Origin of the sequence: Curtobacterium sp. MCSS17_007 (genome assembly GCF_003234175.2) — a bacterium.
Taxonomy (GTDB): Bacteria; Actinomycetota; Actinomycetes; order Actinomycetales; family Microbacteriaceae; genus Curtobacterium.
Map to the genome: position 1 here is coordinate 605,198 of NZ_CP126257.1, position 23,313 is coordinate 628,510.

24 protein-coding genes and 1 tRNA gene are annotated in these 23,313 nt (G+C 72.0%); 13 read left to right on the forward strand and 12 right to left on the reverse strand.

Translation table 11 applies throughout. From position 1 onward, the window contains the following. Positions 1-113: 113 nt before the first annotated feature. Positions 114-1,733: a phosphoglucomutase (alpha-D-glucose-1,6-bisphosphate-dependent) gene (gene pgm, locus DEJ22_RS02910; RefSeq protein ID WP_111226657.1), complete on the reverse strand. Its 1,620-nt coding sequence runs from the start codon at positions 1,731-1,733 to the stop codon at positions 114-116. Between the two features lie 78 nt (positions 1,734-1,811). On the opposite strand from pgm, the gene DEJ22_RS02915 reads away from it, so the two are divergent. From DEJ22_RS02915 to DEJ22_RS02930, 4 genes are read left to right on the forward strand one after another with little or no spacing between them, the layout of a single operon-like run. Continuing rightward, the gene (locus DEJ22_RS02915; RefSeq protein WP_111226656.1) at positions 1,812-2,240 is read left to right on the forward strand and encodes a hypothetical protein; all 429 of its coding nucleotides are present in this window, start codon (positions 1,812-1,814) and stop codon (positions 2,238-2,240) included. Beyond that, positions 2,241-2,582, forward strand: a complete 342-nt coding sequence (locus tag DEJ22_RS02920; RefSeq protein WP_111226655.1) for a contact-dependent growth inhibition system immunity protein — start codon at positions 2,241-2,243, stop codon at positions 2,580-2,582. 52 nt (positions 2,583-2,634) lie between these two features. Next, complete coding sequence (locus DEJ22_RS02925) at positions 2,635-3,249, forward strand: contact-dependent growth inhibition system immunity protein (RefSeq protein WP_146241711.1); 615 nt, start codon at positions 2,635-2,637, stop codon at positions 3,247-3,249. Beyond that, on the forward strand, positions 3,246-3,374 hold the full coding sequence (locus DEJ22_RS02930; protein ID WP_258379580.1) for a hypothetical protein: 129 nt from the start codon (positions 3,246-3,248) through the stop codon (positions 3,372-3,374). Before DEJ22_RS02925 ends, DEJ22_RS02930 begins: the two co-directional genes overlap by 4 nt. 840 nt (positions 3,375-4,214) lie before the next feature. On the opposite strand, the gene DEJ22_RS02935 is transcribed toward DEJ22_RS02930, so the two are convergent. The 7 genes from DEJ22_RS02935 to DEJ22_RS02965 all read right to left on the reverse strand — a co-directional run bounded on the left by DEJ22_RS02935 (position 4,215) and on the right by DEJ22_RS02965 (position 9,410). Next, the gene (locus DEJ22_RS02935) at positions 4,215-4,406 is read right to left on the reverse strand and encodes a hypothetical protein (RefSeq protein ID WP_111226653.1); all 192 of its coding nucleotides are present in this window, start codon (positions 4,404-4,406) and stop codon (positions 4,215-4,217) included. A gap of 276 nt (positions 4,407-4,682) precedes the next feature. Next, positions 4,683-4,928 carry a hypothetical protein gene (locus DEJ22_RS02940; RefSeq protein WP_111226652.1) on the reverse strand — a complete coding sequence of 82 codons (246 nt, stop codon included), beginning with the start codon at positions 4,926-4,928 and terminating at the stop codon, positions 4,683-4,685. A 120-nt stretch (positions 4,929-5,048) separates the two neighbouring features. Continuing rightward, on the reverse strand, positions 5,049-5,711 hold the full coding sequence (locus tag DEJ22_RS02945; RefSeq protein ID WP_111226651.1) for a methyltransferase domain-containing protein: 663 nt from the start codon (positions 5,709-5,711) through the stop codon (positions 5,049-5,051). Then, positions 5,708-6,358 (reverse strand): TIGR04282 family arsenosugar biosynthesis glycosyltransferase, encoded by a 651-nt coding sequence (locus DEJ22_RS02950; RefSeq protein ID WP_111226650.1) that lies wholly within the window; start codon positions 6,356-6,358, stop codon positions 5,708-5,710. The genes DEJ22_RS02945 and DEJ22_RS02950 overlap by 4 nt, the downstream gene beginning before the upstream one ends. Further along, positions 6,355-7,098, reverse strand: a complete 744-nt coding sequence (locus tag DEJ22_RS02955) for a glycosyltransferase family 2 protein (RefSeq protein ID WP_058728516.1) — start codon at positions 7,096-7,098, stop codon at positions 6,355-6,357. Before DEJ22_RS02955 ends, DEJ22_RS02950 begins: the two co-directional genes overlap by 4 nt. A 375-nt stretch (positions 7,099-7,473) precedes the next feature. Then, complete coding sequence (locus DEJ22_RS02960; RefSeq protein ID WP_111226649.1) at positions 7,474-8,547, reverse strand: NAD-dependent epimerase/dehydratase family protein; 1,074 nt, start codon at positions 8,545-8,547, stop codon at positions 7,474-7,476. Then, positions 8,544-9,410, reverse strand: coding sequence for an MTAP family purine nucleoside phosphorylase (locus tag DEJ22_RS02965; RefSeq protein ID WP_258379579.1), 867 nt, complete (start codon positions 9,408-9,410; stop codon positions 8,544-8,546). The genes DEJ22_RS02960 and DEJ22_RS02965 overlap by 4 nt, the downstream gene beginning before the upstream one ends. A gap of 116 nt (positions 9,411-9,526) precedes the next feature. On the opposite strand from DEJ22_RS02965, the gene DEJ22_RS02970 reads away from it, so the two are divergent. From DEJ22_RS02970 to DEJ22_RS02995, 6 genes are all read left to right on the forward strand, one after another. Beyond that, entirely contained in the window at positions 9,527-10,768 is a 1,242-nt protein-coding gene (locus DEJ22_RS02970) for a molybdopterin molybdotransferase MoeA (protein WP_111226648.1), read from the forward strand. Then, positions 10,765-11,265 (forward strand): cyclic pyranopterin monophosphate synthase MoaC, encoded by a 501-nt coding sequence (gene moaC, locus DEJ22_RS02975; protein WP_111226647.1) that lies wholly within the window; start codon positions 10,765-10,767, stop codon positions 11,263-11,265. Before DEJ22_RS02970 ends, moaC begins: the two co-directional genes overlap by 4 nt. Further along, positions 11,262-11,774 (forward strand): MogA/MoaB family molybdenum cofactor biosynthesis protein, encoded by a 513-nt coding sequence (locus DEJ22_RS02980; RefSeq protein ID WP_111226646.1) that lies wholly within the window; start codon positions 11,262-11,264, stop codon positions 11,772-11,774. Before moaC ends, DEJ22_RS02980 begins: the two co-directional genes overlap by 4 nt. Then, entirely contained in the window at positions 11,771-12,214 is a 444-nt protein-coding gene (locus tag DEJ22_RS02985) for a molybdenum cofactor biosynthesis protein MoaE (RefSeq protein WP_258379578.1), read from the forward strand. Before DEJ22_RS02980 ends, DEJ22_RS02985 begins: the two co-directional genes overlap by 4 nt. Before the next feature lie 343 nt (positions 12,215-12,557). Beyond that, the gene (locus tag DEJ22_RS02990; RefSeq protein WP_111226645.1) at positions 12,558-12,956 is read left to right on the forward strand and encodes a PLD nuclease N-terminal domain-containing protein; all 399 of its coding nucleotides are present in this window, start codon (positions 12,558-12,560) and stop codon (positions 12,954-12,956) included. Positions 12,957-13,173: 217 nt separating this feature from the next. After that, positions 13,174-15,021 carry an ABC-F family ATP-binding cassette domain-containing protein gene (locus DEJ22_RS02995; protein WP_111226644.1) on the forward strand — a complete coding sequence of 616 codons (1,848 nt, stop codon included), beginning with the start codon at positions 13,174-13,176 and terminating at the stop codon, positions 15,019-15,021. Positions 15,022-15,161: 140 nt separating this feature from the next. Here DEJ22_RS02995 and DEJ22_RS03000 read toward each other — a convergent pair whose 3' ends face one another. After that, positions 15,162-15,656, reverse strand: a complete 495-nt coding sequence (locus DEJ22_RS03000) for a MarR family winged helix-turn-helix transcriptional regulator (RefSeq protein WP_111226643.1) — start codon at positions 15,654-15,656, stop codon at positions 15,162-15,164. A gap of 94 nt (positions 15,657-15,750) precedes the next feature. On the opposite strand from DEJ22_RS03000, the gene DEJ22_RS03005 reads away from it, so the two are divergent. Further along, a tRNA-Gln gene (locus tag DEJ22_RS03005) sits at positions 15,751-15,822 on the forward strand. Positions 15,823-15,877: 55 nt separating this feature from the next. Here the strand turns inward: DEJ22_RS03005 and DEJ22_RS03010 are convergent. The 3 genes from DEJ22_RS03010 to DEJ22_RS03020 are packed head-to-tail and all read right to left on the reverse strand — an operon-like array spanning position 15,878 to position 20,656. Continuing rightward, positions 15,878-17,350, reverse strand: a complete 1,473-nt coding sequence (locus DEJ22_RS03010) for a glyceraldehyde-3-phosphate dehydrogenase (protein ID WP_111226642.1) — start codon at positions 17,348-17,350, stop codon at positions 15,878-15,880. Continuing rightward, positions 17,350-19,209 (reverse strand): phosphoenolpyruvate carboxykinase (GTP), encoded by a 1,860-nt coding sequence (locus tag DEJ22_RS03015; protein ID WP_111226641.1) that lies wholly within the window; start codon positions 19,207-19,209, stop codon positions 17,350-17,352. Before DEJ22_RS03015 ends, DEJ22_RS03010 begins: the two co-directional genes overlap by 1 nt. Before the next feature lie 34 nt (positions 19,210-19,243). Next, on the reverse strand, positions 19,244-20,656 hold the full coding sequence (locus DEJ22_RS03020; RefSeq protein WP_111226640.1) for a cation:dicarboxylate symporter family transporter: 1,413 nt from the start codon (positions 20,654-20,656) through the stop codon (positions 19,244-19,246). 189 nt (positions 20,657-20,845) lie between these two features. On the opposite strand from DEJ22_RS03020, the gene DEJ22_RS03025 reads away from it, so the two are divergent. Together DEJ22_RS03025 and DEJ22_RS03030 are read left to right on the forward strand one after the other, a co-directional pair. Next, the gene (locus DEJ22_RS03025; RefSeq protein WP_181430718.1) at positions 20,846-22,546 is read left to right on the forward strand and encodes a sensor histidine kinase; all 1,701 of its coding nucleotides are present in this window, start codon (positions 20,846-20,848) and stop codon (positions 22,544-22,546) included. After that, a complete protein-coding gene (locus tag DEJ22_RS03030; RefSeq protein ID WP_181430717.1) occupies positions 22,543-23,223 on the forward strand; it encodes a response regulator in 681 nt (226 codons plus the stop codon). The genes DEJ22_RS03025 and DEJ22_RS03030 overlap by 4 nt, the downstream gene beginning before the upstream one ends. Positions 23,224-23,313: the final 90 nt, after the last annotated feature.

Here is a 23,313-nt window from a genome sequence, read left to right on the forward strand (position 1 = left end):
CCTGTGGACATCGGCAGGGTCCTCCGGCTGATGTGCAGGAGTGACCGCGCGGGCGGGAACGGCAGGGGCGCCACCGGATCGAACCGGTGACGCCCCTGCTCGGTCGTCCGTGACTACGCGCCGAGCGCGGCGTCCACGATCTTCTTGGCCTCGCGCTGCACCTGCTCCAGGTGCTCCTGGCCGACGAAGCTCTCCGCGTAGATCTTGTAGACGTCCTCGGTGCCCGAGGGGCGGGCGGCGAACCACGCCTTGTCCGTGACCACCTTCACGCCGCCGACGGCCGCGTCGTTGCCCGGGGCCTTCGAGAGCTTCGCGGTGATCGGGTCGCCGGCGAGCGTGTCAGCGGTGATGGCGTCGCCGTCGAGCTTGGACAGGCGCGCCTTCTGCTCCTTCGTCGCCGCGGCGTCGACCCGCTGGTAGACCGGAGCGCCGAACCGCTCGGTGAGCTCCGCGTACAGCTGCGACGGGGTCTTGCCGGTGACCGCGGTGATCTCCGACGCCAGGAGCGCCAGGATGATGCCGTCCTTGTCGGTGGTCCAGGCCGTCCCGTCCTTGCGGAGGAACGAAGCGCCCGCGGACTCCTCGCCGCCGAACGCCACGGACCCGTCGATGAGCCCGGGGACGAACCACTTGAAGCCGACCGGGACCTCCCACAGGCGACGACCGAGCGACTCCGCGACGCGGTCGATGATGCTCGACGACACCAGGGTCTTGCCGATCGCCGCGTCGTCGCGCCACTCGGGGCGGTGCGCGTACAGGTACTCGATCGCGACCGCGAGGTAGTGGTTCGGGTTCATCAGTCCGCCGTCCGGCGTGACGATGCCGTGGCGGTCCGAGTCCGCGTCGTTGCCGGTGAGGACGTCGAAGTCGTCCTTCAAGGCCAGCACCGAGGCCATCGCCGACGGACTCGACGGGTCCATGCGGATCTTGCCGTCCCAGTCGAGCGTCATGAACGCCCAGGTGGGGTCGACCTCGGGGTTCACGACGGTCAGGTCGAGACCGTAGTGGTCGCGGATGCGCTCCCAGTACGGCAGCGATGCGCCACCCAGCGGGTCGGCGCCGATCTTGACCCCGGCGCGCTTGATCGCGTCGATGTCGATGATGTGCTCGAGGTCCGCGACGTACGAGCCGAGGAAGTCGTAGCCCTCGGCAGCGGTCTCGTCCTGGCGGCGGACGGCGGCGTTCCCGTCGGCGATGATCGCGTTCGCGCGGTCGGCGATCCACGACGTGGCGTCGCTGTCGGCCGGGCCGCCGTGCGGGGGATTGTACTTGAAGCCGCCGTCACGCGGGGGGTTGTGGCTCGGCGTGATGACGATGCCGTCGGCGGGGTCGCCGTGCTCCTCGCGGTTGTACTTGATGATCGCGTGGCTGAGCGCCGGGGTCGGGACGAAGCCGTCCTCGGCGTCGGCGAGCACCCGGACGCCGTTCGCGGCGAGGACCTGCAGTGCGGTCTGCTCGGCGGGGGCGGACAGCGCGTGGGTGTCGCGGCCGATGAACAGCGGACCCGTCGTGCCCTGCTCGGCGCGGTACTCGACGATCGCCTGCGTGATCGCGGCGATGTGCGTGTCGTTGAACGCGGTGTCGAGCGAGGAGCCGCGGTGGCCGGAGGTGCCGAACACCACCTTCTGCTCGGGGATCGACACGTCGGGGACGCGCTCGTGGTATGCGGCCAGGAGGGCGTCGAGGTCGACGAGGTCGTCTGCGGTCGCGGGGGTGCCGGCGCGGTCGTTCATGGGCCCATCCTGGCACTAGGCCCCCTGGCGTGTGTCGCGGGTTCGCGCAACGACACCGCAGGTGACTACCGTCGTGGCATGGGGGAGACGGTGCGCGCGAACGACGCGCTGCTCGCGGCGGTCGGGCGGGGCGACGGTGCGGTGCTGCACACGACAGCCGGGACGACGGTCTCGTGGGCAGCGCTGCACGTGCTCGCCGAACACGGCTTCCGGTGGGCTCCGGAGGCGGTGGGCCCGACCGCTCCCCCGCCCGGGCGGCGGCTGCACGTCGATCTCGTGGTCGAGCACGACCCGGCACCAGGCATCCTGCTCGGCGTCGCGCCGTCACGGTTCGTCGAGCGCGCGTTCGAGGCAGTACCGAGGTTCGCCATCGTCGAGGACGGTGCGGCCGTCACGCCCGACCGCTTGACCGTCACGGCGGAGCGGCGCTCGCCGCGGGATGCGCTGTTCATCGTCACGATGCCGGAGGGCCCGGCCCTCGGCGGTGTCCTCGTCGTGCAGCGCTGAATGGATAAGCACGAGTACTACCGGAGCGTGGCGGCTCGCGCTCCGGGCTTCAGATCGCTCTTGGCGGCTGAGTTCAACTACGACTGGGACCTTGACTGGCCGGATGTCGAGTCCGTGCTCGTCAACGACCTCGACGAGGTATCGCGGGCCGAGAACGTCCAGTACCGCGACGAACTGGACTACCTGTTGCAGGAGCTGCCGACTGACAGTGACGTCGACGGCTTCTTCAAGTTCGTGGGTACGGGCCTCTTGCCGCGGGTCGACCTCGGGCAGTCAGCGCGGTCGTGGATGCTCGAACTCCGTGACCGGGCAGCACGGAACGTTCAGTCGAAAGCAGAGTGATGAGGAGACCCGGGAAGCGCGGTTGCATCACCGTCGAGGTGAGAGGGCAAGCATGACGGAACACACGGTGCGTACCGGGGGATCCTACTTCCCGAGTGTCGAGCGAGCGGATGACGCAGTGGCGTACGCGCTCGACGCCAATCACGAGCGGATCAGGAGTGGGGTGGCGAACGGCGCCCATCGTCCGCTGCGGATCTACGCGGTTCCGGGCGGGGTCACAGGGCGGGGGAACCCCTTCCTGGAACCGCAGGACCTCGAAGCCGTCCGCGTCGTCCTGGTCGGAACCTCGGACGACTCCTCGGGGTACTTCGTGTTCACGGCGTACCCCGCTGTGGCGAGCATCACAGAGCGGAACTTCCACGGCTTCGACACCTTCGTCGGCACCTACTTCCACCAGGACTGGGCCGAGGAGCCGTACTCTGCGGAGCAAGCGCTCGAGGATCACCTCGCACGCTCTTCGCCCGGCGCGCTCAGCGAGTTGCTCGAGGACGTCCGTGACCTGGACGGAGTCCTCCCGGACGAGGCAGCCCTCGGGGGCCGTCTCATCGAGCTCGACTGCAACTACGTCCCGTCAGACGACGGGATCGACGACCGTACCTGGCTTCGGGAGGTGGCTGCGCGGGTCGAGTGGCACCTCAGCGGCGCTGATCCGGGGGTCACGCGGTGAGCGACTACGTCGAGCAGTCGGGCATCGTCCGGACGGTCTTGGTACGATTTGCCGTCGACGACCGCGTGGTCAGCACGTTCCCGGACCCCGCGATCTTCGCTGCCCAGGAACGGCTCGACTCTTGATCGAGATGGAGAAGTTCGCGGCGAGAGTGCCGTCTTTCGCGAACTTGATGGGCGGGGGGCCAACCAGGATTGGCGCGATGAGTGGCGCTCTGCAGAGGAGATCGTCATTTCGGTTCTCGGAGAACGCTCCGACCAGCTACGGAGCATGCTCCAGGACCTTCGCCGGATCGACCAGGTCTGTTCGGATGACGACATCGATTCGCTGCTGTTCTCGCTCGGTTCTGGGTTCTCGCCTGAGACGGAGTGGGGCATGAGTCCGAAGGGTTGGGTGCAGGATCTCGAGGTTCGGCTGGAGCGGCAGCTGGTTGCGCGAGGCGACGCATGGGAGTGCCGATCGGCTGCTCGGCATGTCGTCTCGCGAGTGGTTGATCGGACCTCGCGCGGCGCCCCCGTGAGAGTCCTCGATGCAGCACGCAGGCGAGAGTACGGAAAACGTCGCGAGACAGCGCACACGGTGCGACCGGTTCCTCCTACTTCCTCAGCGTCGACCGTGCAAACGAGTCGGTCGCGCACGCTCTCGACTTCAACCAGGAGGTCATCCGGAGATGGGTCGCGGCGGGGGCATCGAGACCGTTGCGGGGCTTCTCCGTGCCGGAAGGTTGCACCGCCGGGGCGGAAGCGCTGCGGGGTGATCGAACCGGGGTCGTCGTGCGCTTGCGCTGCGAGGATGATCGCTTCGAGTCTCGTTCCCGGCGGGAAGTCCTGGCGTGGGCGCTCAGACTCGATGAGCCCGTCACGGAATCCGTCGCACCAGAGGGAGCGACCATCGTCTGATCCCGCGACCGAGATCAGCTGGTCCAGGCGCTCGTGACTGCCGATTCCTGGCAGCGGCTTGCGGCCTTACGGAGAGAACTGTTCGCTCACCTCGACGACGTTGCTCACGAGGACGCGCCAGCGGTTCCGACGTGCGAGGCGTTCGCGGACGCGCTCGACGACGCGGGGCTCGAGTGGGAGGGCGACGATCGACAGGAGGACCCGTGCGGAGATCGGGCCACCCTCCGTCGCGTCGACCTCGGCGAAGCGGTCACACATCGGCTCCTCATGTGGGAGTTCCCGTACAACGACGAGCCGTCGGGATGGCTCTGGGATTGCGCACCGTCCACGCAGGCTCGGTTCCTGCGCGCACTCGAGTGGGCGCGGCGTCATCCTGACGAGTGGCCGCCGCAGCTCATCCAGCATCCGATGGCGAAGCGCCACCCATGGGGGCCACGACTCGATCGGTGAGCACAGAGCGAGCGGCCGCCCGACCGGGAAGGTGGGGGGACGTCCCGGGTCGTGCGGCCGCTCGCGGTCTGGGGGAGTGGCGGCTCAGGCGGTCCGGAACGAACCGGTGGCCGTCCTGAGCGAACCGGTCACGGTTCGCACCGAGGCGGTCGAGGTGCCGGGGCGCCGGAACTGCGTGTCCACGAAACGGCCCAGGGCGCGGCCGATGCCGGTGCCGGTGTAGCTGCCGATCGGGCGCCAGGCGGCCTCGACCGCGTAGGCACCGAGCTCGTCACGCTGCTCGAGACCGGAGACGTAGGCACCGCCGAGGGGGTTCTGTCGGTTCTGCACGGGTGCTCCTCGTCGTCGTGCCACGGGTCACCGATCGCCGGGCCGACGATCAGGACGCCGTCGGCTGATGACGACCACGCTACCTCGTTGTCTTGCATGGTGCAAGACAACGAGGTGTGCTCACGCGACGAGCTCGCAGAAGGTCCGGCCGTCGGAGGTCCAGCTCTGACGAGCCTGCAGGCCGGCGGACGCCGCGTGCTCGAGCAGCGCGTCGACGCCCACCTCGGCCCAGGGGAAGCCCTCACTGCGGTTGCCGTCCACGTCGACCACGTGCGCGGTGAACGCACGGTCGGCCGAGCGGTCGGCGTGCGTCTCGACGACCACGCGACCACCGTCGCGGACGATCTCGCCGCAGCGGGCCAGGAGTGCGACCGGGTCGCCACCGATGCCGATGTTGCCGTCGATCACGAGCGCGGTGTCCCAGCGGCCCTCGTCGGGGATGGTGTCGAAGACCGAGCCCTGCACCGCGGTGCCGCCGGAGCGTCGGGCGATCGCGACGGCCTCGGCGGAGACGTCCACGCCGAGCGACGGGATGCCCAGGGCTCTCGCTGCGACGAGCATGCGCCCGGGACCGCAGCCGATGTCGATCACGGGGCCGTCGGCGCCCTCGAGCAGCGAGCGGTCGACACGGTCGGCCGCGGCGCTCCACCGGCCGACGTCCATCGTGACCTCGACGTCGGGGCGTTCGGGGTCGGTCAGGCGCAGGTGGCCGTCGGTCTGCAGCGCGCGGGCGTACGGCTCGCCGCCGCCGGCGCCGAACGTGACGGTGTCGTGCATCGTCATCGGGCACCTCCGGTCGTCGTGGTCATGGTGGTGTCGCGCTCGGCGGCGAAGGCCGTGGCGAAGCGCGAGGTCGGCGCGAGGGCGGCGACCTGCTCGGCGTCCGCCACGGTGTCGACGTCGAGCAGCGCGGGCAGCGTGCCGACCGACAGACCGGCGTCGGTCAGGCGTGCGAGCTGCACGGCACCGGTGTCGTCCTGGGACATCGGGACGCCGCGGAGCAGCGCACCGTCGGGCTCGCGGAGGTACAGCGACCAGAAGCCGCCGTCGTCGGCGGGACCGAACCACGCGTCGCGCTCCGGGTCCTCGAAGACGGGGACGAGGTGCTCCGGCGACGCCTGCGGGGTGTCCATGCCGACGAGCAGCGTCGGTCCGGTCATCGCGTCGAACATCGCCCCGAGCCGCTCGTCGAGGCCGCCGCCGACCTGGTGCAGGACCTCGAAGTCGTCGGTGCCCTCGGGCAGCACGACGCCGTCGTAGAGGAGCACGCGACGCGACGCGGGCAGGGCGCGCACCGTCTCGATCGTGTCGGCCAGCGCGGCCGAGGCGACGCGGGCAGCACCCTCCGGGGTCAGCGCCGGCGTCAGCCGGGTCTTGACCTTGCCGGGCAGGCACTCCTTGGCCACGACGACCACCGTGACGTCCGTCATGAGCGTGCTCCTTCCGTGGTGGACCCGGCCACGTCGCGGGCCGGACCGGGCGCGACCACGCGGGGGCGTGCCTCCCGGCCGTACTCGCGCAGCAGGCGGGACATGTCGCGGACGGCGTTGACCGTGCCGCGGAGCGTGCCGGTGACCTTGCTGTCACCGACGCGCTGGGCGTAACCGATGTCCGACTCGTCGACCCGCCAGCCGGCCGCGTGTGCGGCCAGGACCATCTCGAGCGGGTAGCCGCTGCGGCGGTCCTGCAGGTCGAGGGCGACCAGGTCGGCCCGGCGCATGACGCGCATCGGGCCGAGGTCGCGGAGGCGGTAGCCGGTGGCGCGACGCATCAGGACGGCGAGCACGCGGTTGGCGAAGCGCGCGTGCGGAGCCCAGGCTCCGCGGGTGGTCGGGACGCGGCGACCGAGGGCGAGGTCGGTCCGCCCGTCGGCGACGCGTGCGACGAGGTCGGGCAGCTCGGCGGGGTCCATCGAGGCGTCGGCGTCGCAGAAGGCGACGTACTCGGCGGTCGCGGCGGCGACGCCGGCGGCACAGGCCGAGCCGAAGCCCTTGACCGGTTCGGTCACGACGGTCGCGCCGTGGGCGCGGGCGACGTCGGCGGAGCCATCGGTCGAGCCGTTGTCGACGACGATGGCGCGGTACCCCTCCGGCAGGCGGCCGATGACGCGCGGGAGCGCGTCGGCCTCGTCCAGGCAGGGCAGGATCACGTCGACGGTCATGTGGTCCATTCGGTGCGGGTCGCTCCCGAGACTGGGCCGATCTCCGGTCGCGCGCGTCGCGTCCTCGTCGGGCTGGTCGCCGGCGGGTGGGGTTCGGTCCATGCTCACGACGTAACACGATGACACGTCTCGGGGTACAGGATTCCTGTCCCCCGGGGCGTGTCGGATGCGGTCTCCGGACGGCGTGTCCCGCGATCGGGGGACGGCCGGGAGGCGCGCGTGCGGTCGTCGGTCCGCTCGCGCAGGCGGGTGCACCTGTGCTCGTCCGTCCTCACCCTGGTCGGAGCAGGCGAGTCTCGGCCGGACCGACACGACTCGCGCCCGGGGGCGCCAGCCGTGTCGCCTGAGACGAGTCTCAGGCGACGCCGTCCGCCGCGCGCTGCGTCACCGCTGCACGGCCGCGCGGAGGGGTGCGGTCGCGAAGTCGCGCATCCCCTGCTCGAAGTCGACCTGCGCCTGCCAGCCGAGCTCCGACCGGATCCGGTCGGACGACGCCGTGACGTGTCGGACGTCGCCCAACCGGTACTCACCGGTCACGACCGGCTGCGGGCCGTCGGGGCCGGCGATGGCCGCGGCCGTGTCGCCGATGGTGTGCACGACGCCGGAACCGACGTTGTACGCGCGGAAGGTCTCGGCGGGCAGCTCGGCCGTCGCGGCGATCGAGGCGGCGTTGGCGCCTGCGACGTCGTCCACGTGCACGAAGTCGCGACGCTGCCGACCGTCCTCGAACACGCGCGGTGCCTCGCCGCGGGCCAGGGCCGAGCGGAAGAGCGACGCGACGCCGGCGTACGGGGTGTTCGACGGCATGCCCGGTCCGTAGACGTTGTGGTAGCGCAGGGCGATCGCGGTGCCGCCGGTCGCGCGGGCCCACGACGAGGCGAGGTGCTCCTGCGCGACCTTCGTCTGCGCGTACACGTTGCGGGGGTCGAGCGCGGCGGATTCGTCGATCAGCCCGGGCACGAGGGGACGGCCGTCGGGACCGATCGGGTCGAAGCGTCCCGCGTCGAGGTCCTCGCGCCGGCGTGCTGGCGGTCGCATCGGTTCGCCGTCGGCGGTCTCGTACGCGCCCTCGCCGTAGACGACCATCGAGCTCGCGACGACCAGGCGTCCGATGCCGTGCCGGTCCATGCCCGCGAGCACGTGCGCGGTGCCGGCGTCGTTCGACGAGACGTAGTCGGGGGCGTCCTGGAAGTCGACACCGAGGCCGACCTTCGCCGCCTGGTGGCAGACGACGTCGATGCCCTCGAGCGCCGCCTCGAGCGCGGCGCGGTCGCGGACGTCGCCGTGCACGAACGACAGGCCCTGCTGTTCGTGGGCGCGGACGACCTCGGCGGGGTCGCCGTGCACGTCGTCGCGCAGCGAGTCGAGGATGCGGACCTCGTGGCCCTCGGCGAGGGCGCGGCGGACGATCGCGGAGCCGATGAAGCCCGCGCCGCCGGTGACGAGCAGGCGGCTCATGCGTCCACCGTCTTCCGCAGCACGCTCTCGCTGGCCGTGGCGGGGACCAGCTCGCGCGGGGTGTAGTCGTCGGGCAGCGCGGCGACGACGTCACCGATGGCGCGGACGATGACCTCGTTCGCGCGGGCCAGGCGCTCCATCACGGCGCCGTGGGTGACGGGGGCCTCGGTGGACCGAGCTGCCTCGTCCTCGGTGGGCGCGAGGCCGGCGTCCGCGTCCGTGACGTACGACAGGTTGACCGTGCCGATGCCGAGCTCAGCTGCGAGCGGCACCTCGGGGGTCATCGTCATGTTGATCGTGTGGCCACCGGCCTCGCGCATCCAGATCGACTCCGCTCGGGTCGAGAAGCGCGGGCCCTGGATGACGACGCACGTGCCCGTGGGCCGGAACGGCACGTCGAGCGCGGCGACGGCGTCGACGGCGGCGCGACGGAGCACCGGGTCGAACGGGTCGGCGAAGGACAGGTGCTGCACCTGGTCCTCGAAGAAGGTGTCCTTCCGGCCCCAGGTGCGGTCGATGAGCTGGTCGGTCACGACGAACGTGCCGGGGGCGTAGTCCGGGTGCAGGCCGCCGACCGCGCTCGACGACACGATCGCCCGGACGCCGAGGGACCGGAGCGCCCAGACGTTCGCGCGGTGGTTGATGAGGTGCGGGGCGACCGAGTGCTCGCGGCCGTGACGGGTGAGGAACGCGACGCGCTTGCCGGCCATCGTGCCGACCGTGATCGGGCTGGAGGTCGGGCCGTAGGGCGTGTCCACGGTGATCTCGTCGGCAGTGCCGTCCTCGAAGAGGCGGTAGAGGCCGGAGCCCCCGATCACCCCGATGCGAGCCGTCGTTCCGTCCACAGGTGCGGTCGTGGTCACGTGGTCCTCCACAGGTCCTCCGGATGTCCTCGGCGCGTGGTGCGCCCTGGATACGCTACTGACGCCCCTCCGGATCCGACCGGGAAGGGGGCGTCCCACGATGTTCGGAGGCCTGCGTGCGCACGATCGGTCAGCACCGCGACGAGGTCGCCGCGCTCCTCGGACCCGTGCTCGCCGCGCGGGGTGCGGAGACCCTCGCGCTCGACGCCCTCGCCGACGGAGCCGGCGCCGGTCGCGGGTACCGGGTGCTCGCGCACGCGGTGACCGCTCCCGTCCCGTTGCCCGTGTTCGACAACAGCCAGATGGACGGGTTCGCCGTGCGGTCGACCGAGGCCGGCGACGTCGTTCGGGTGGTCGCGCCCATTCCGGCGGGTGCCGTTCCCGTGCCGCTCGAGCCAGGGACCGCTGCGCCGATCATGACCGGCGCGCGGATCCCGGACGGCGCGGACGCCGTCGTGCCGGTCGAGGCGACACCGCCGGGAGCGTTCCCAGCGGCGCTGGCGCTCGACGGGCTCACCGTGCCGGACGGTACGACCGCGGGCAGGTTCGTCCGCCGGGCCGGCAGCGACGTCGCCCGCGGCGCCGAGCTCGCTCCGGCCGGCGCACCGGTGACCCCGGCGCTCCTCGGAGCCCTGGCGTCGGCGGGTGTCGGCGAGGTCTCCGTGGTGCGCCCGGTCCGGGTGCTCGTCGTGTCGACGGGCAGCGAGCTCGCCGACGACGCTGTGCGCGACGGGCTCGACGGAGCGGGGGCGGTGATCCGTGACGCCAACGGTGTGGCGCTGCGTGCGGCCCTGGCCGAGATCGGCGCTGCCGCGCGCGGCGTGCGGTTGAGCGACGCGGCCGAGGCGTTCCTGCCGGGGCTCGAGTCGGCCGTCGACGACTGGGCAGACCTCGTCCTGACCACCGGTGGGATCAGTGCCGGCGCGTACGAGGTCGTGCGCCAGGTCCTCGAGCCGCGCGGCCTCGCGGTCACCCCGGTCGCGATGCAGCCCGGCGGACCCCAGGCCCTCGGACTCGTCGACCTGGCCGGTCGGCGGGTGCCCGTCGTGGCCTTCCCCGGCAACCCCGTGTCCGCACTCGTGTCGTTCGAGGTGTTCCTGCGTCCCGTGCTCGCCGCGGTGGTCGGCGCGCCGGACCGGCCGACCGCGGAGCTCACGGCTGCCGAGTCGGCGAGCTCGCCCGTCGGCAAGCACCAGGTCCGCCGCGGTCGCGTCGCCGACGGTCGTGTGCACTTCGTCGGCGGGCCGAGCTCGCACCTGCTCGGGCACCTCGCGGCCGCCACCCACCTCGTCCACGTCCCCCTCGGCACCGACGACGTCGAGCCGGGGGACCCGCTGACCGTCTGGAGCCTCCGATGACCGACGACCACCCGAACGGCGGGCGTGACGCCGAACTCTCGCACGTCCGCCCGGACGGCACCGCCCACATGGTCGACGTGTCCGACAAGGACGTCACCGCTCGGTCCGCGACGGCCACGGCCACGCTCGTGACCCGCTCGGACGTCGTGGAGCGGATCCTCGACGGGTCGTTGCCCAAGGGCGAGGTGATCGGCACCGCCCGCATCGCCGCGATCATGGCGGTGAAGAAGACCTCCGACCTGGTGCCGCTCTGTCACCCGCTGCCCATCGCCGGCGTCGAGGTCGACATCACCGGCGACGACGACCGCGTGCGGATCGAGGTGTCGGTCCGCACGACCTCGCGCACCGGTGTCGAGATGGAGGCGCTGACCGGCGCGAGCGTGGCGGCGCTGACCGTGTACGACATGGTGAAGGCCGTCGACCGCACGGCTGTGATCACCGACGTCCGGGTGCTCGAGAAGCACGGCGGGCGCTCGGGGGACTGGAGCAGCCGATGACGTCCGGAGCCAGCAGGGGCCGTGCCGGCGTGATCGTCGTCTCCACGCAGGCGTCGACCGACCCGACGCTGGACCGCACCGGACCGGTCATCGCCGCGTGGCTACGCGAGCGGGGGTTCACCGTCGCCGAGCCGACGATCGTGCCCGACGGCGGCCCGATCGCCGAGACCGTCTCTGCCGAACTGCTCGCGGACGCGAAGGTCGTCGTCACCACGGGCGGCACCGGTGTGACCCCGACCGACCGCACCCCGGAGGCCGTCGCCCCCCTGATCGATCTCGAGCTGCCGGGCCTCACCGAGGAGATCCGTCGTCGCGGCCTCGCCGGTGCGGGGCCGACCGCGCTGCTGACCCGCGGGGTCGCGGGCATCGCCGGTGGGCGGACGGTCGTCATCACACTGCCGGGTTCACGCGGCGGTGTCGCCGACGGCCTCGCGGTGCTGGACGGCGTGCTCGACCACGTGCTCGCCCAGCTGCACGGCGCGGGCCATGCACCCCGGAGCGCCTCGTGAGCCGCGACCGCGGGATCGACGAGCGCGTCGTCGTCGCCGACGTCGTCGACCGGGTGGTCACCGTCGACGAGGTGTCCGCCGCCGTCACCACCGACCGCGACGGCGCCGTGGTCACGTTCGCCGGGGTCGTCCGCGACCACGACGAGGGCAAGGGCGTCACCGCGCTCGACTACGAACGGCACCCGAGCGCGGGCGACGTCATCGCCGAGGTCGCGCGAACGATCGCCGCCGACCACCCCGAGGTCCGCATCGCCGTGCTGCACCGCGTCGGGGCGCTCGGCATCGGGGACGTGGCGCTCGCCGCAGCGGTGTCGTCGCCGCACCGGACCGAGGCCTTCGCCGCATGCGCCGCGCTGATCGACCTCGTGAAGGAGCGGACGCCGATCTGGAAGCGCCAGGAGTTCACCGACGGCACCGACGAGTGGGTCGCCGCACTGTGACTCCGTGAGCGTGCTGGCAGGCTCTGCAACGCCGGCGCTCCCGCGGTGAACTGAACGAAGTGACCACCGATCCGGTACGACGACCCGCGCAACGACCGCCGGACCGCCGACAGCTGGGCGGACTCCCCGGCGCCGCAACTCTGACGGCCAGTCGGTCCTCATGGTCGGCCCCGAGGCGATCGAACCGACGAAGCGACCGCCGTCGTGCGTCGGTGAGCCCTCGGCGGCGCAGGTCCACAGCGGATCCCCTGAACAGACCCGCAGGAGACCGACGCCCGATCGTGACCGCGCCACCCGATCAGGGCATGGTCCGGCGTCCTGACGATCCATAGACTCCGGATCCATGAGCGTTCTGCTGTACGGCGCGGGGATCGTGCTGCTCGTCTTCGCCCTGATCGACATCATCACCCGGGGCGAGGACCAGGTCCGTGGACTCCCGAAGTTCGCGTGGATCCTGATCTGCATCTTCGTGCCCCTGGTCGGCAGCATCGTGTGGTTCGCCGTCGGCCACGACTGGACCGCGAACGACCGGAACCACGGCCGCTACATCGAGCCGAACCGCCACGAGGACCGGTACGCCAGCATCGGGCACGCCCGCGCCGCGCACGGGGACAAGCGCGTGAACGGCACCGAGCAGGAGCTCGCCGAGCTCGAACGCGAGATCGAGTACTGGGAGGCGCAGGCGCGGCTGCGTCGTGCCAAGGACGCCGCCGGCGAAGGCGAGCCGACCCCGGGGAGCTGAGCCGCGCCTCCCGGCCGTGTGGTCCGCGGTGCTCTCGTCGGATCGAACCACGTTCCCGACGTCGAACCAGCCGTCCGCCTTGGTTCGACGTCGGATCCGTGGTTCGACACCGCCGCGCGCGCCCGCGGCGCCCGCCCCCGCCGCCCCCGCGGCGCCTGCACCCGCCCCCGCCGCCCCCGCGGCGCCTGCACCCGCCCGCGCCGCCTACCCTTGACGGGTGGCTCATCTCCTCGGCGCCGAGAACCTGCATCTCGAGTTCCCCACCCGTGTCGTCTTCGACAGCGTCACCCTCGGCCTCGACGAGGGTGACCGCATCGGCGTCGTCGGCCGCAACGGCGACGGCAAGTCGACCCTGCTCGCGCTGCTGGCGCAGCGCCTCGAGCCGGACGCGGGGCGGGTCACCCACCGCCGCGGCCTGACGGTCGGCTACCTCGACCAGCGCGACGTCCTGCCCGCCGGGGTGACCGTCGGCAGCATCGTCGTCGGTGAGCTCGCCGAGCACGAGTGGGCCGGCGACCCGAAGATCCGCGACATCATCGGCGGGCTCGTGTCGGACATCCCGTGGGACGCCGTCGTCGACGACCTGTCCGGCGGGCAGCGGCGGCGCATCGCCCTCGCGAAGCTGCTCGTCGGCGACTGGGACGTCCTGTTCCTGGACGAGCCGACGAACCACCTCGACGTCGAGGGCATCCAGTGGCTCGCCGACCACATCAACCGCCGGTGGTCGTCGAACCAGGGCGGCATGGTCGTCGTGACGCACGACCGGTGGTTCCTCGACGCCGTGTCGACCGACACGTGGGAGGTCCACGACGGCGTCGTCGAACCCTTCGAGGGCGGCTACGCGGCGTACATCCTGCAGCGGGTCGAGCGTGACCGGCAGGCCGCGGCGAGCGAGCAGCGCCGCCAGAACCTCGCCCGCAAGGAGCTCGCCTGGCTCCGCCGTGGTGCCCCGGCGCGGACGAGCAAGCCGAAGTTCCGGATCGACGCGGCGAACGCCCTGATCGACGACGTGCCGCCGATCCGCGACACGGTCGCCCTGTCGCAGATGGCGACCGCCCGGCTCGGCAAGGACGTCGTCGACCTGCTCGACGTGGGCGTCTCGTTCGGCGACGACGTCATCCTGCGCGACGTCGAGTGGCGGATCGCGCCGGGCGAGCGGACCGGCATCCTCGGGCCGAACGGCGCCGGCAAGTCGACGTTGCTCAACCTGGTGTCCGGCAAGCTGCAGCCCAGCGAGGGCCGCGTCAAGACCGGCAAGACGGTGCAGGTCGCGGTGCTCGACCAGCAGCTCGCCGACCTGCAGCAGTTCGCCGACGACCGCGTCCGCGAGGTCGTCGCTCGCAAGAAGACGAGCTACGTCGCCGACGGCAAGGAGATGACGCCGTCACAGCTGCTCGAGCGGCTCGGCTTCACCTCGGAGCAGCTGTCGACGCCGGTGAAGGACCTGTCCGGCGGCCAGAAGCGTCGCCTGCAGCTCATGCTCATCCTGCTCGACGAACCGAACGTGCTCATCCTCGACGAGCCCACGAACGACCTCGACACGGACATGCTCGCCGCGATGGAGGACCTGCTCGACACCTGGCCGGGCACCCTGCTCGTCGTCTCCCACGACCGGTACCTGCTCGAGCGCGTCACCGACCAGCAGTACGCGGTCCTCGGCGGTCACCTGCGGCACCTGCCCGGCGGCGTCGACGAGTACATGCGTCTGCGGGCGTCCGGGTCCGTCCCGCAGACGGCGGCTGCGGCTGCCGCCGCCTCGGCCGGGAGGCCCGACACGGCTCCGGCAGGTGGCTCCGGCAGCGGTACGGCCGGGTCCACCACCCCTGCCGCACCCGGTCTGACCGGTGCGGACCGTCGCGCCGCGGAGAAGGAGATGTCGGCCCTCGACCGGAAGATCGCGAAGGCAGGGCAGGACCGGCAGAAGCTGCTCGACGCGTTCGCCGCGCACGACCAGTCCGACTACGCGGGGCTCGGGGCGCTGCAGACGAAGCTCGGGGCGCTCGACGCCGAGGTCGAGCAGCTCGAGGAGCGGTGGCTCGAAGTGGCGGAGCTGCTCGGGGTGTAGCCCGGCCACGCTGTTCGTCGTGGCGGCGGGTCCTCGGCCGTCGGTGGAGCAGTCGTCGTCGGGTCGGGCACCTGCACCCGACACTTCCTGCTCCACGGAGTGCGCTCCAGGGCCTGCGGAAGGGACCGATCGACCGTCGGTCAGTCGCCGAGCCCGAGGATGAGCCGCCGGAGCAGCCCGGACAGCTGCGCCTGCTCGTCGTCGGACACCCCGGACAGGATTGCGCGCTCGGCCTTGAGCAGGTCTGCGATCGCGGCGTCCACGGCCGCCCGACCGCTCGTCGTCAGCGAGACGAGGATGCCCCTGCCGTCCCGCGGGTCCGTCCGGCGGCTCACCAGCCCCCGTGCCGCGAGCCGGTCCACACGGTTCGTCATCGTGCCGCTCGACACCAGGGTCTGCTGCAGCAGCGACTTCGGGCTGAGCTCGTACGGTTCACCCGCCCGCCGCAGCGCCGACAGCACGTCGAACTCCCACGGCTCGACGTCGCTCGCGTCGAACGCAGCCCGTCGTGCGCGGTCCAGGTGCCGGGCGAGCCGGTCGACGCGGGACAGGACCTCGAGGGGCCCGAAGTCCAGGTCGCCCCGCTCACGGGCCCACGCCGCGACGATCCGGTCGACCTCGTCCTGCTGCGGCATCCCTCCATCTTGGCCGAAGCTGTCGCGCGCGGCCAGCGCCCGGGCCGTGGGAGGATGGACGGGCACCGGACGGGCTCCACCCCGTCCGGTGTGTTCCGCCTTGGTGTAACGGCAGCACGACGGCCTTTGGTGCCGTTAGGTCCGGGTTCGAATCCTGGAGGCGGAGCGGGAGGGCCGGATCGCGGTGGGGAGCGGCACTGCCGTCGCCGCGCCGCCGGCACTCACCGATCCCGTCCCGCCCCGGCCATCTCCTGCAGCACGCGGTGCACCTGTCGGCTGTAGCCCGACTCGTTGTCGTACCAGACGTACAGCACCACGTGTTCGGACCCGTCCGCGATGGTCGCGAGCCCGTCCACGATGCCCGCCCGCCGGCTGCCGAGCAGGTCCGTCGAGACGATCTCCGGCGACTCGACGTAGTCGATCTGGCGACGGAGGGGCGAGGTGAGCGAGGCGTCCCGGAGCACCCCGTTCAGCTCGTCGCGTCCGACGGGTCGACCGAGCGTCAGGTGCAGGACCGCGAGCGAGACGTTCGGCGTCGGGACGCGGACGGCGTTCCCGGTGAGCCGGCCGCGGAGTTCGGGCAGGGCCTTCTCGGCGGCCTTCGCAGCACCGGTAGCGGTGATCACCATGTTCAGGCCCGCCGCACGGCCGCGCCGGTCGGCGGGGTGGTAGTTGTCGACGAGGTTCTGGTCGTTCGTGGCGGAGTGCACCGTCTCGACGTGTCCGTGCACGATGCCGTACGCGTCGGACACGACCTTGAGCACGGGGACGATCGCGTTGGTGGTGCACGACGCCGCACTGACGACCGGGTCGTCGCCGATCGTGTCGTGGTTGATGCCGTGCACGACGTTGGGGACGTCGCCCCCGCCCGGTGCGGTGAGCAGGACGCGTGCAGCACCCGGTGCCCGCAGGTGCTGCGCGAGCCCCTCGGCGTCGCGCCAGCGGCCGGTGGTGTCGACGACGACTGCGTCCTCGATGCCGTGCGCGCGGTAGTCGACGGCGTCCGGGGAGTCGGCCGAGACGAACTGCACGAGGGTGCCGTTCGCGGTGATCGTGTCGTGCTCGGTGTCGACCGTGACGGTGCCGGCGAAGGGGCCGTGGATGGAGTCCCGCCGGAGCAGGCTCGCGCGCTTGACCAGGTCGTCCGGACCGCGACGGCGGACCACGACGGCGCGCAGCACGAGCGGGGCGTGCTCGCCGGCGCGTTCGAGCAGGATCCGGGCGAGCATCCGCCCGATGCGCCCGAACCCGTACAGGACGACGTCGCGGGGAGCGGTTCGGGACGACCCGTCCGCGGTGCCCCGGCGCAGGAAGAACTCGTCGTCGAGGAACTCGCGCAGGGTGCTGCCCAGGCGGTCGTGTCGGTGGCGGGAGGCGAGGTCGCCGAGGTCGACGGACACCGACGACAGCCCCATCGTGTCGAGCTCGGTGAGGATCGCCAGGCTCGTCGCGACCGGCAGTTCGGTCTCGTCGACCCGGCGGCTCGAGCGGTGCGCCTTGACGATCCCGATCGGGGACTGCCCGACCAGCGGGCGGCCGTGCACGGACGGCACGACGTCGTCCCGCCGGTACAACCGCCCGATGAGCGGCACCATCGCCTCGGCCGCGGCGAGCTTCTCGTCCCACGCCCGCTGCAGGTGCGCGCGCTCGGCTGCGGTGGACACCCCGGCCTCGGTCGGGGTGACGGCGGGCATCAGGCGACCTGCCGGACGTCGGCAGCCGCGTGCAGCGCGGCGCGACGATCGTCGAGGATCGCGGTGAACACCGGGGGCGTGCGGTCCGCGAACCCGGAGAGGAACTCCTCGGTCAGGTCGCACTCCTCGAGCCACGAGTCGGGGTCGACGGCGAACAGGGCGTCGAGCTGCGTCGGGCCGATGTCGAGCCCACGGACGTCCAGGTCGTCGAGGTCGGGGAGCAGCCCGATCGGGCTCTCGACGGCCGGCACCCTGCCCTCGACCCGGCGTGCGATCCACTCGAGCACCCGGGCGTTCTCGCGGAACCCGGGCCACAGGAAGTCACCGTCCGCCCCGCGGCGGAACCAGTTCACCTGGAAGACCGCGGGTGCTCCGGTACCGAGGCGCTCGCCGAGGCCCAGCCAGTGCGCCCAGTGGTCGGCCATGTCGTAGCCGCAGAACGGCAGCATCGCGAAGGGGTCGCGGCGGAGCTCACCGACCGTGCCCTCGGCAGCGGCCGTGCGCTCGGACGACACGGTCGCGCCCATGAACACCCCGTCGGCCCAGGTCGGCGCCTGCGCGACGAGCGGGACGTTCGTCGAGCGTCGGCCGCCGAAGACGACGGCGTCGACCGGGACGCTGCGCTCCCACCCGTCGGCGAGCGTCGGGACGCGGTCGAGCGCGACCGTGAACCGGGCGTTCGGGTGCGCTGCCGGGTTCGGACTGTCCGGGCTCCAGTCGGCTCCGGTCCAGTCGACGAGGTGCGCGGGCGGCTCCGGGGTGAGCCCCTCCCACCAGACGTCGCCGTCGTCGGTCAGCGCGACGTTCGTGAAGATCGTGTCCGCGGCGATCGTCTCGACCGCGACGGGGTTCGTGTCGGGGCCGGTGCCCGGTGCGACGCCGAACAGCCCGGCCTCCGGGTTGATCGCGTGCAGCCGGCCGTCGGAGCCGGGACGGAGCCAGGCGATGTCGTCGCCGATGGTCTCGACGGACCACCCGGGCAGCGCCGGTTGGAGCATGGCGAGGTTGGTCTTGCCGCAGGCGGAGGGGAACGCGGCCGCGACGTGGAAGGCCCGGCCCTCGGGCGAGGTGAGCCGGACGAGCAGCATGTGCTCGGCGAGCCACCCCTCGTCGCGTCCCATCACGGAGGCGATGCGGAGCGCGAAGCACTTCTTCGCCAGGAGCGCGTTGCCGCCGTAGCCGGAGCCGTAGGACCAGACCTCGCGCGTCTCGGGGAACTGCACGATGTACTTCGTCTCGTTGCAGGGCCAGGCGACGTCCGGCTGCTCGATGCCGGCGTCGTCGCGTAGGGGCATCCCGACGCTGTGCACGGTCGCGACCCACGGCACGCCGGCGTCGATCGCCCGGAGCACGTCCGCCCCGAGCCGGGTCGTCTTGCCCATGCTGAGCACGACGTACGCCGAGTCGGTGACCTCGACGCCGAGCTGCGAGATCGGCCCACCGACCGGCCCCATCGAGAACGGGACGACGTACATCGTCCGGCCGCGCATGCTCCCCGCGAACCGCTCCTCGAGCTCGATGCGCATCGCATCGGGATCCCGCCAGTGGTTCGTGGGGCCGGCGTCCTCGGGTGTGCGGGAGCAGGTGAACGTGCGCCCCTCGACCCGGGCGACGTCGTCGGGATCCGAGCGCGCGAGGGTGCTGTTCGGCCGGAGCTCCGGGTCGAGGGCGATCAGCTTGCCCTCGTCGACCAGCTGCTGCGTCAGGCGGGTGGTCTCGTCGGCCGAGCCGTCGCACCAGACGACCTGGTCCGGGCAGGTGAGGGACGCGATCCGGGCGACCCATGCCTCCAGGGCGACGCGGGGCGAACCGGGGACGGTGTGCGGGGTGGGAGTCGTGTGGTTGGGGTTCGTGATCATCGTCGATCTCCTGGGGCGGGGCGGGGCGTGGTGACTACCGGCGGGTGGCGCTCGAGCGCTCGGGCTCGACGATGGTGCGGACGGCCTCGGTCGAGATCCGCTCGGGCTGCTGGGCCTCGGAGCCGCCGTGGTCGTCGGCCGACATCGTCCGCTCGTCGAACGGCGCCGCACCGGAGAGCACCCGCTCCACCTGCTGCTTGTCGATCTGGCGCGTCCAGGTCCCGACCAACACGGTGGCGACGGCGTTCCCGGTGAAGTTCGTCAGGGCGCGGGCCTCGGACATGAACCGGTCGATGCCGACGATCAGGCCGACGCCGTTCACGAGGTCGGGGCGGTGTGCCTGCAGACCACCGGCGAGGGTGGCGAGCCCGGCACCGGTCACACCGGCGGCACCCTTCGAGGCGATGATCATGAAGACCAGGAGCGAGATCTGCTCCGGGATGTTCAGCGGCGTGCCGAGGGCGTTCGCGATGAACAGCGAGGACATCGTCAGGTAGATCGCGGTGCCGTCGAGGTTGAACGAGTACCCGGTCGGGACGGTGACGCCGACGACGGGCTTCGAGACGCCGAGGTGCTCCATCTTCGCGATGAGGCGCGGCAGGCTGACCTCGCTGGACGACGTCGACACGATGAGCAGGTACTCGCGGCCCAGGTACTTCATGAGCTTGAAGATGTTCACGCCGGTGACGACGCGGAGGAGGACGCCGAGGACACCGACGACGAACACGATGCAGGTGATGTAGAACGCGACCATCAACGTCCCGAGCGCGACGAGCGCTGCGACGCCGGTCGCGCCGACCACCGCAGCGATGGCGCCGAACGCGCCGATCGGGGCGGCCCACATCACCATCGCGAGGATGCGGAACACCAGGGCCTGCAGGTGCCGGATGCCGGTGAGGATCGGCGCGCCCTTCTCGCCCATGGCCTGCAGCGCGAAGCCGACGAGCAGTGCGACGAAGAGCGTCTGCAGGATGCTGCCGCTCGTCAGCGACGACACGAGGGTCGCCGGGATGATCCCGAGCAGGAACCCGGAGGTCGACGACGCGCTCTCCTCGGTGCCGGCGGGCAGCTCGTAGGTGGCCTTCGACATGTCGAGGTGGTCGCCCGGGTGGATGAGGTTGCCGACGACGAGGCCGATCGCCAGGGCGAAGGTCGACATCGCGACGAAGTAGCCCAGCGCCAGGCCGCCGACCTTGCCGACCGTCGCCGCCTTCGCGATGGAGCCGACGCCGAGCACGATCGTGCAGAAGATGACCGGCGCGATCATCATCTTGATGAGCGCGATGAAGCCGTCGCCGATCGGCTTGAGCCCGACGGCGAAGTCGGGGGCCGTGAGGCCCACCACGATGCCGGCGAGCACGGCGACGATGACCGCGATGTAGAGCCAGTGCGAGCGATCCAGACCGCGACGCCGGGGGCGTGCGGTGGTCGAGTGCGTCGATGCCATGAGACTTCCTTGTCGTCAGGACCGGGAGCGGCGTCGCTCCGGTCGGCTCGTCCTCGGGGGAACGGACACACCCTCGCGCGGACCGGGCCGCGGGACCGACTTGTGTTCACAACGTTCACGGGAGGCTGCACGGACCGCCCGCGTGCGCGAGGATGGTGCCGTCCCGCAACGGAGCGAGGAGGCACGACCGTGACACCCCGACGCTGGAGCATCGCGACGCGACTCTTCACGCTGCAGCTGCTGTTCGTCGTGGTCGGGGTGGCGGTCGGCGTTGCCTGGAGCTGGTCGTCCGCGCATGCCGACGTCGAGTCGGACGCGGCCGAGCAGTCCACCGTGCTCGCGGTGTCGATCGCCCGCAACCCGTTCGTGGTGCAGCAGGCGACCGCCGCCGACCCGTCCGCGCGCCTCGAGCCCTACGCCCTCGACCTGATGCGCCGCACCCACACGGACTTCATCACGATCATGGCGCCCGACCGCACGCGGTGGACCCACCCGGACCGGTCCGAGATCGGCCGGCCGTTCCGCGGCACGGTCCAGCCCGCGCTGGAGGGGCGGACGTTCACGGAGACGTTCGCGGGGACGCTCGGTCCATCGGTGCGGGCCGTCACGCCGATCACGGACGACGACGGGCGGGTCGTCGGACTCGTCGCCGCCGGCGTCACCGTGGCGAACATCTCGACCGCGCTGGTGCCGCGACTCACGTCGGTCGTCCTCCTCGCGTCGGCCGTGGTCGCGGTGTCCGCGCTGTTCTCGTGGTTGCTCAGCCGCTACCTCGCCCGCGTCACCGCCGGACGGGGACCGGAGGAGCTCGCCCGGGTCTTCGCGTCCTACGAGGGCGTGCTCCACTCGGTCCACGAGGGACTCGTGGTCGTCGACCGGTCCGGCGCGGTCGTGCTCCACAACGACCGCGCCGCGGAGCTGCTGCACCTCCCGGCGCCGGGGGAGCGGCAGGAGCCGATCCCGCTCGCCGCGCTCGACGTGCCCGACGGGTTGCGGACCCTGCTCGCATCCGGTGACCGGGCGGTGGACGAGACGTACACGACCGCCGACCGGGTGCTCGTCGTCAACCAGGAGATGGCGTTCCCACGGGGGTCGACGAAGCCCCTCGGCACCGTCACGACGATCCGCGACCAGACCGACCTGCTGCACCTGTCGGGGGAACTCGCCGCGACCCGGACCCTGACCGACGCACTCCGGTCGCAGACGCACGAGTTCGCGAACCGACTGCACACGGTGGTCGCGCTCATGGAGCTCGGGCGGGTCGACGAGGCGATCCGGTTCGCCTCCGATGAGATCGACCGGCACATCGAGGTCGACCGGCACAGCGAGATCGACCGGCACGACGAGACGGACCGGCACGACGAGACGGACCGGCACGCCGAGGACCCGGAGCGCACCGCTCCCGAGGTGCTCGACGCCCTCCTCGCCGCCAAGCGCGCCCAGGCGCACGAGCGCGGCGTCGTGCTCGTGGCCGACGCCAGCGGCCTGGTCGACGCCGTCCCGGCCGCGCCCGGCGACGTCATCACGGTGCTCGGCAACCTCGTGGACAACGCCGTCGACGCCGTCGCCGAGGGGCGGGACGCCGCAGGTCCGGACCCACGCCAGTACCCGGACACGGGCCGCCCCCGGGGTCGGGTGGACGTCTCGGTGACCGAGGTCGACGGTCACGTCCGGATCGTCGTCCGCGACGACGGCCCCGGCATCGCGGACGTCGACGCCGTGTACGAGCGCGGCTGGTCGACGAAGGCCGCCGGTCCGGAGGGGCGCGGCATCGGGCTCGACCTCGTCCGGTCGACCCTCGCGCGGATCGGCGGGGACGTCACCGTGGACACGGGGCCGGAGGGCACGACGTTCGTGGTCGGTCTCGCACCGGGACGGGTGCGTACGTGACCGCTCCCATCCGCGTCCTCATCGTCGAGGACGAGCCGCTCACCGCCGAGGCGCACGCGGCCTACGTGGCACGCCTGGACGGGTTCGCCGTGATCGGCTCCGTCGACACCGGTCGGGCGATGCTCGCCGCGGTCGCCGCCGAACGACCCGACCTCGTGCTGCTCGACCTCAACCTGCCGGACGTGCACGGGCTGCAGCTCGTGCGTGCCCTGCGGTCCGCCGGTTCCGCCGTCGACGTCATCGCGGTCACCGCCGCCCACGACGTCCGCGCGGTCCGCAACGCGATCGCGCTCGGCATCGTGCAGTACCTCGTGAAGCCGTTCAGCTACCGCGCGTTCGCCGACCGGATGACGTCGTACCGGGAGTTCCGGCGCGGCTTCGAGGACCACCGCGCCCTGACCCAGGCGGACATCGACGAGCGGCTCGGGACCCTGCGCCCGGTCGCACCCGCCGAGCACGAGAAGGGCATCGCACGCGAGACCCTCGAGGTGGTCCGCGACGCCCTGCTCGAGATGGCCGACGGGGGGTCCGCGTCGGAGGTCGCGGCGGCGACGGGGCTGTCCCGCGTCACGGCCCGGCGGTACCTGGAGCACCTCGCCGGCGCCGGGCAGGTCGACAAGGACGTCCGCCACCGCGGACACGGCCGACCCGAGTACGAGTACCGCTGGTTGCGCTGAGGACGCGCCCGGGGACGCAGACGTGTTCCGGGGCGGACGGGAGGCGCGGTGCGGGCCGGTACCGCGCCTCCCGTCCGATGCCGGTCACGA

Excerpts from the sequence above, each read along its gene's own strand:
- pgm (WP_111226657.1), bottom strand. The coding sequence starts at position 1,733 with ATGAACGACCGCGCCGGCACCCCCGCGACCGCAGACGACCTCGTCGAC.
- DEJ22_RS02915 (WP_111226656.1), top strand. The coding sequence starts at position 1,812 with ATGGGGGAGACGGTGCGCGCGAACGACGCGCTGCTCGCGGCGGTCGGG.
- DEJ22_RS02920 (WP_111226655.1), top strand. The coding sequence starts at position 2,241 with ATGGATAAGCACGAGTACTACCGGAGCGTGGCGGCTCGCGCTCCGGGC.
- DEJ22_RS02925 (WP_146241711.1), top strand. The coding sequence starts at position 2,635 with ATGACGGAACACACGGTGCGTACCGGGGGATCCTACTTCCCGAGTGTC.
- DEJ22_RS02935 (WP_111226653.1), bottom strand. The coding sequence starts at position 4,406 with ATGTGTGACCGCTTCGCCGAGGTCGACGCGACGGAGGGTGGCCCGATC.
- DEJ22_RS02945 (WP_111226651.1), bottom strand. The coding sequence starts at position 5,711 with ATGACGATGCACGACACCGTCACGTTCGGCGCCGGCGGCGGCGAGCCG.
- DEJ22_RS02950 (WP_111226650.1), bottom strand. The coding sequence starts at position 6,358 with ATGACGGACGTCACGGTGGTCGTCGTGGCCAAGGAGTGCCTGCCCGGC.
- DEJ22_RS02955 (WP_058728516.1), bottom strand. The coding sequence starts at position 7,098 with ATGGACCACATGACCGTCGACGTGATCCTGCCCTGCCTGGACGAGGCC.
- DEJ22_RS02960 (WP_111226649.1), bottom strand. The coding sequence starts at position 8,547 with ATGAGCCGCCTGCTCGTCACCGGCGGCGCGGGCTTCATCGGCTCCGCG.
- moaC (WP_111226647.1), top strand. The coding sequence starts at position 10,765 with ATGACCGACGACCACCCGAACGGCGGGCGTGACGCCGAACTCTCGCAC.
- DEJ22_RS02980 (WP_111226646.1), top strand. The coding sequence starts at position 11,262 with ATGACGTCCGGAGCCAGCAGGGGCCGTGCCGGCGTGATCGTCGTCTCC.
- DEJ22_RS02990 (WP_111226645.1), top strand. The coding sequence starts at position 12,558 with ATGAGCGTTCTGCTGTACGGCGCGGGGATCGTGCTGCTCGTCTTCGCC.
- DEJ22_RS03000 (WP_111226643.1), bottom strand. The coding sequence starts at position 15,656 with ATGCCGCAGCAGGACGAGGTCGACCGGATCGTCGCGGCGTGGGCCCGT.
- DEJ22_RS03010 (WP_111226642.1), bottom strand. The coding sequence starts at position 17,350 with ATGCCCGCCGTCACCCCGACCGAGGCCGGGGTGTCCACCGCAGCCGAG.
- DEJ22_RS03015 (WP_111226641.1), bottom strand. The coding sequence starts at position 19,209 with ATGATCACGAACCCCAACCACACGACTCCCACCCCGCACACCGTCCCC.
- DEJ22_RS03020 (WP_111226640.1), bottom strand. The coding sequence starts at position 20,656 with ATGGCATCGACGCACTCGACCACCGCACGCCCCCGGCGTCGCGGTCTG.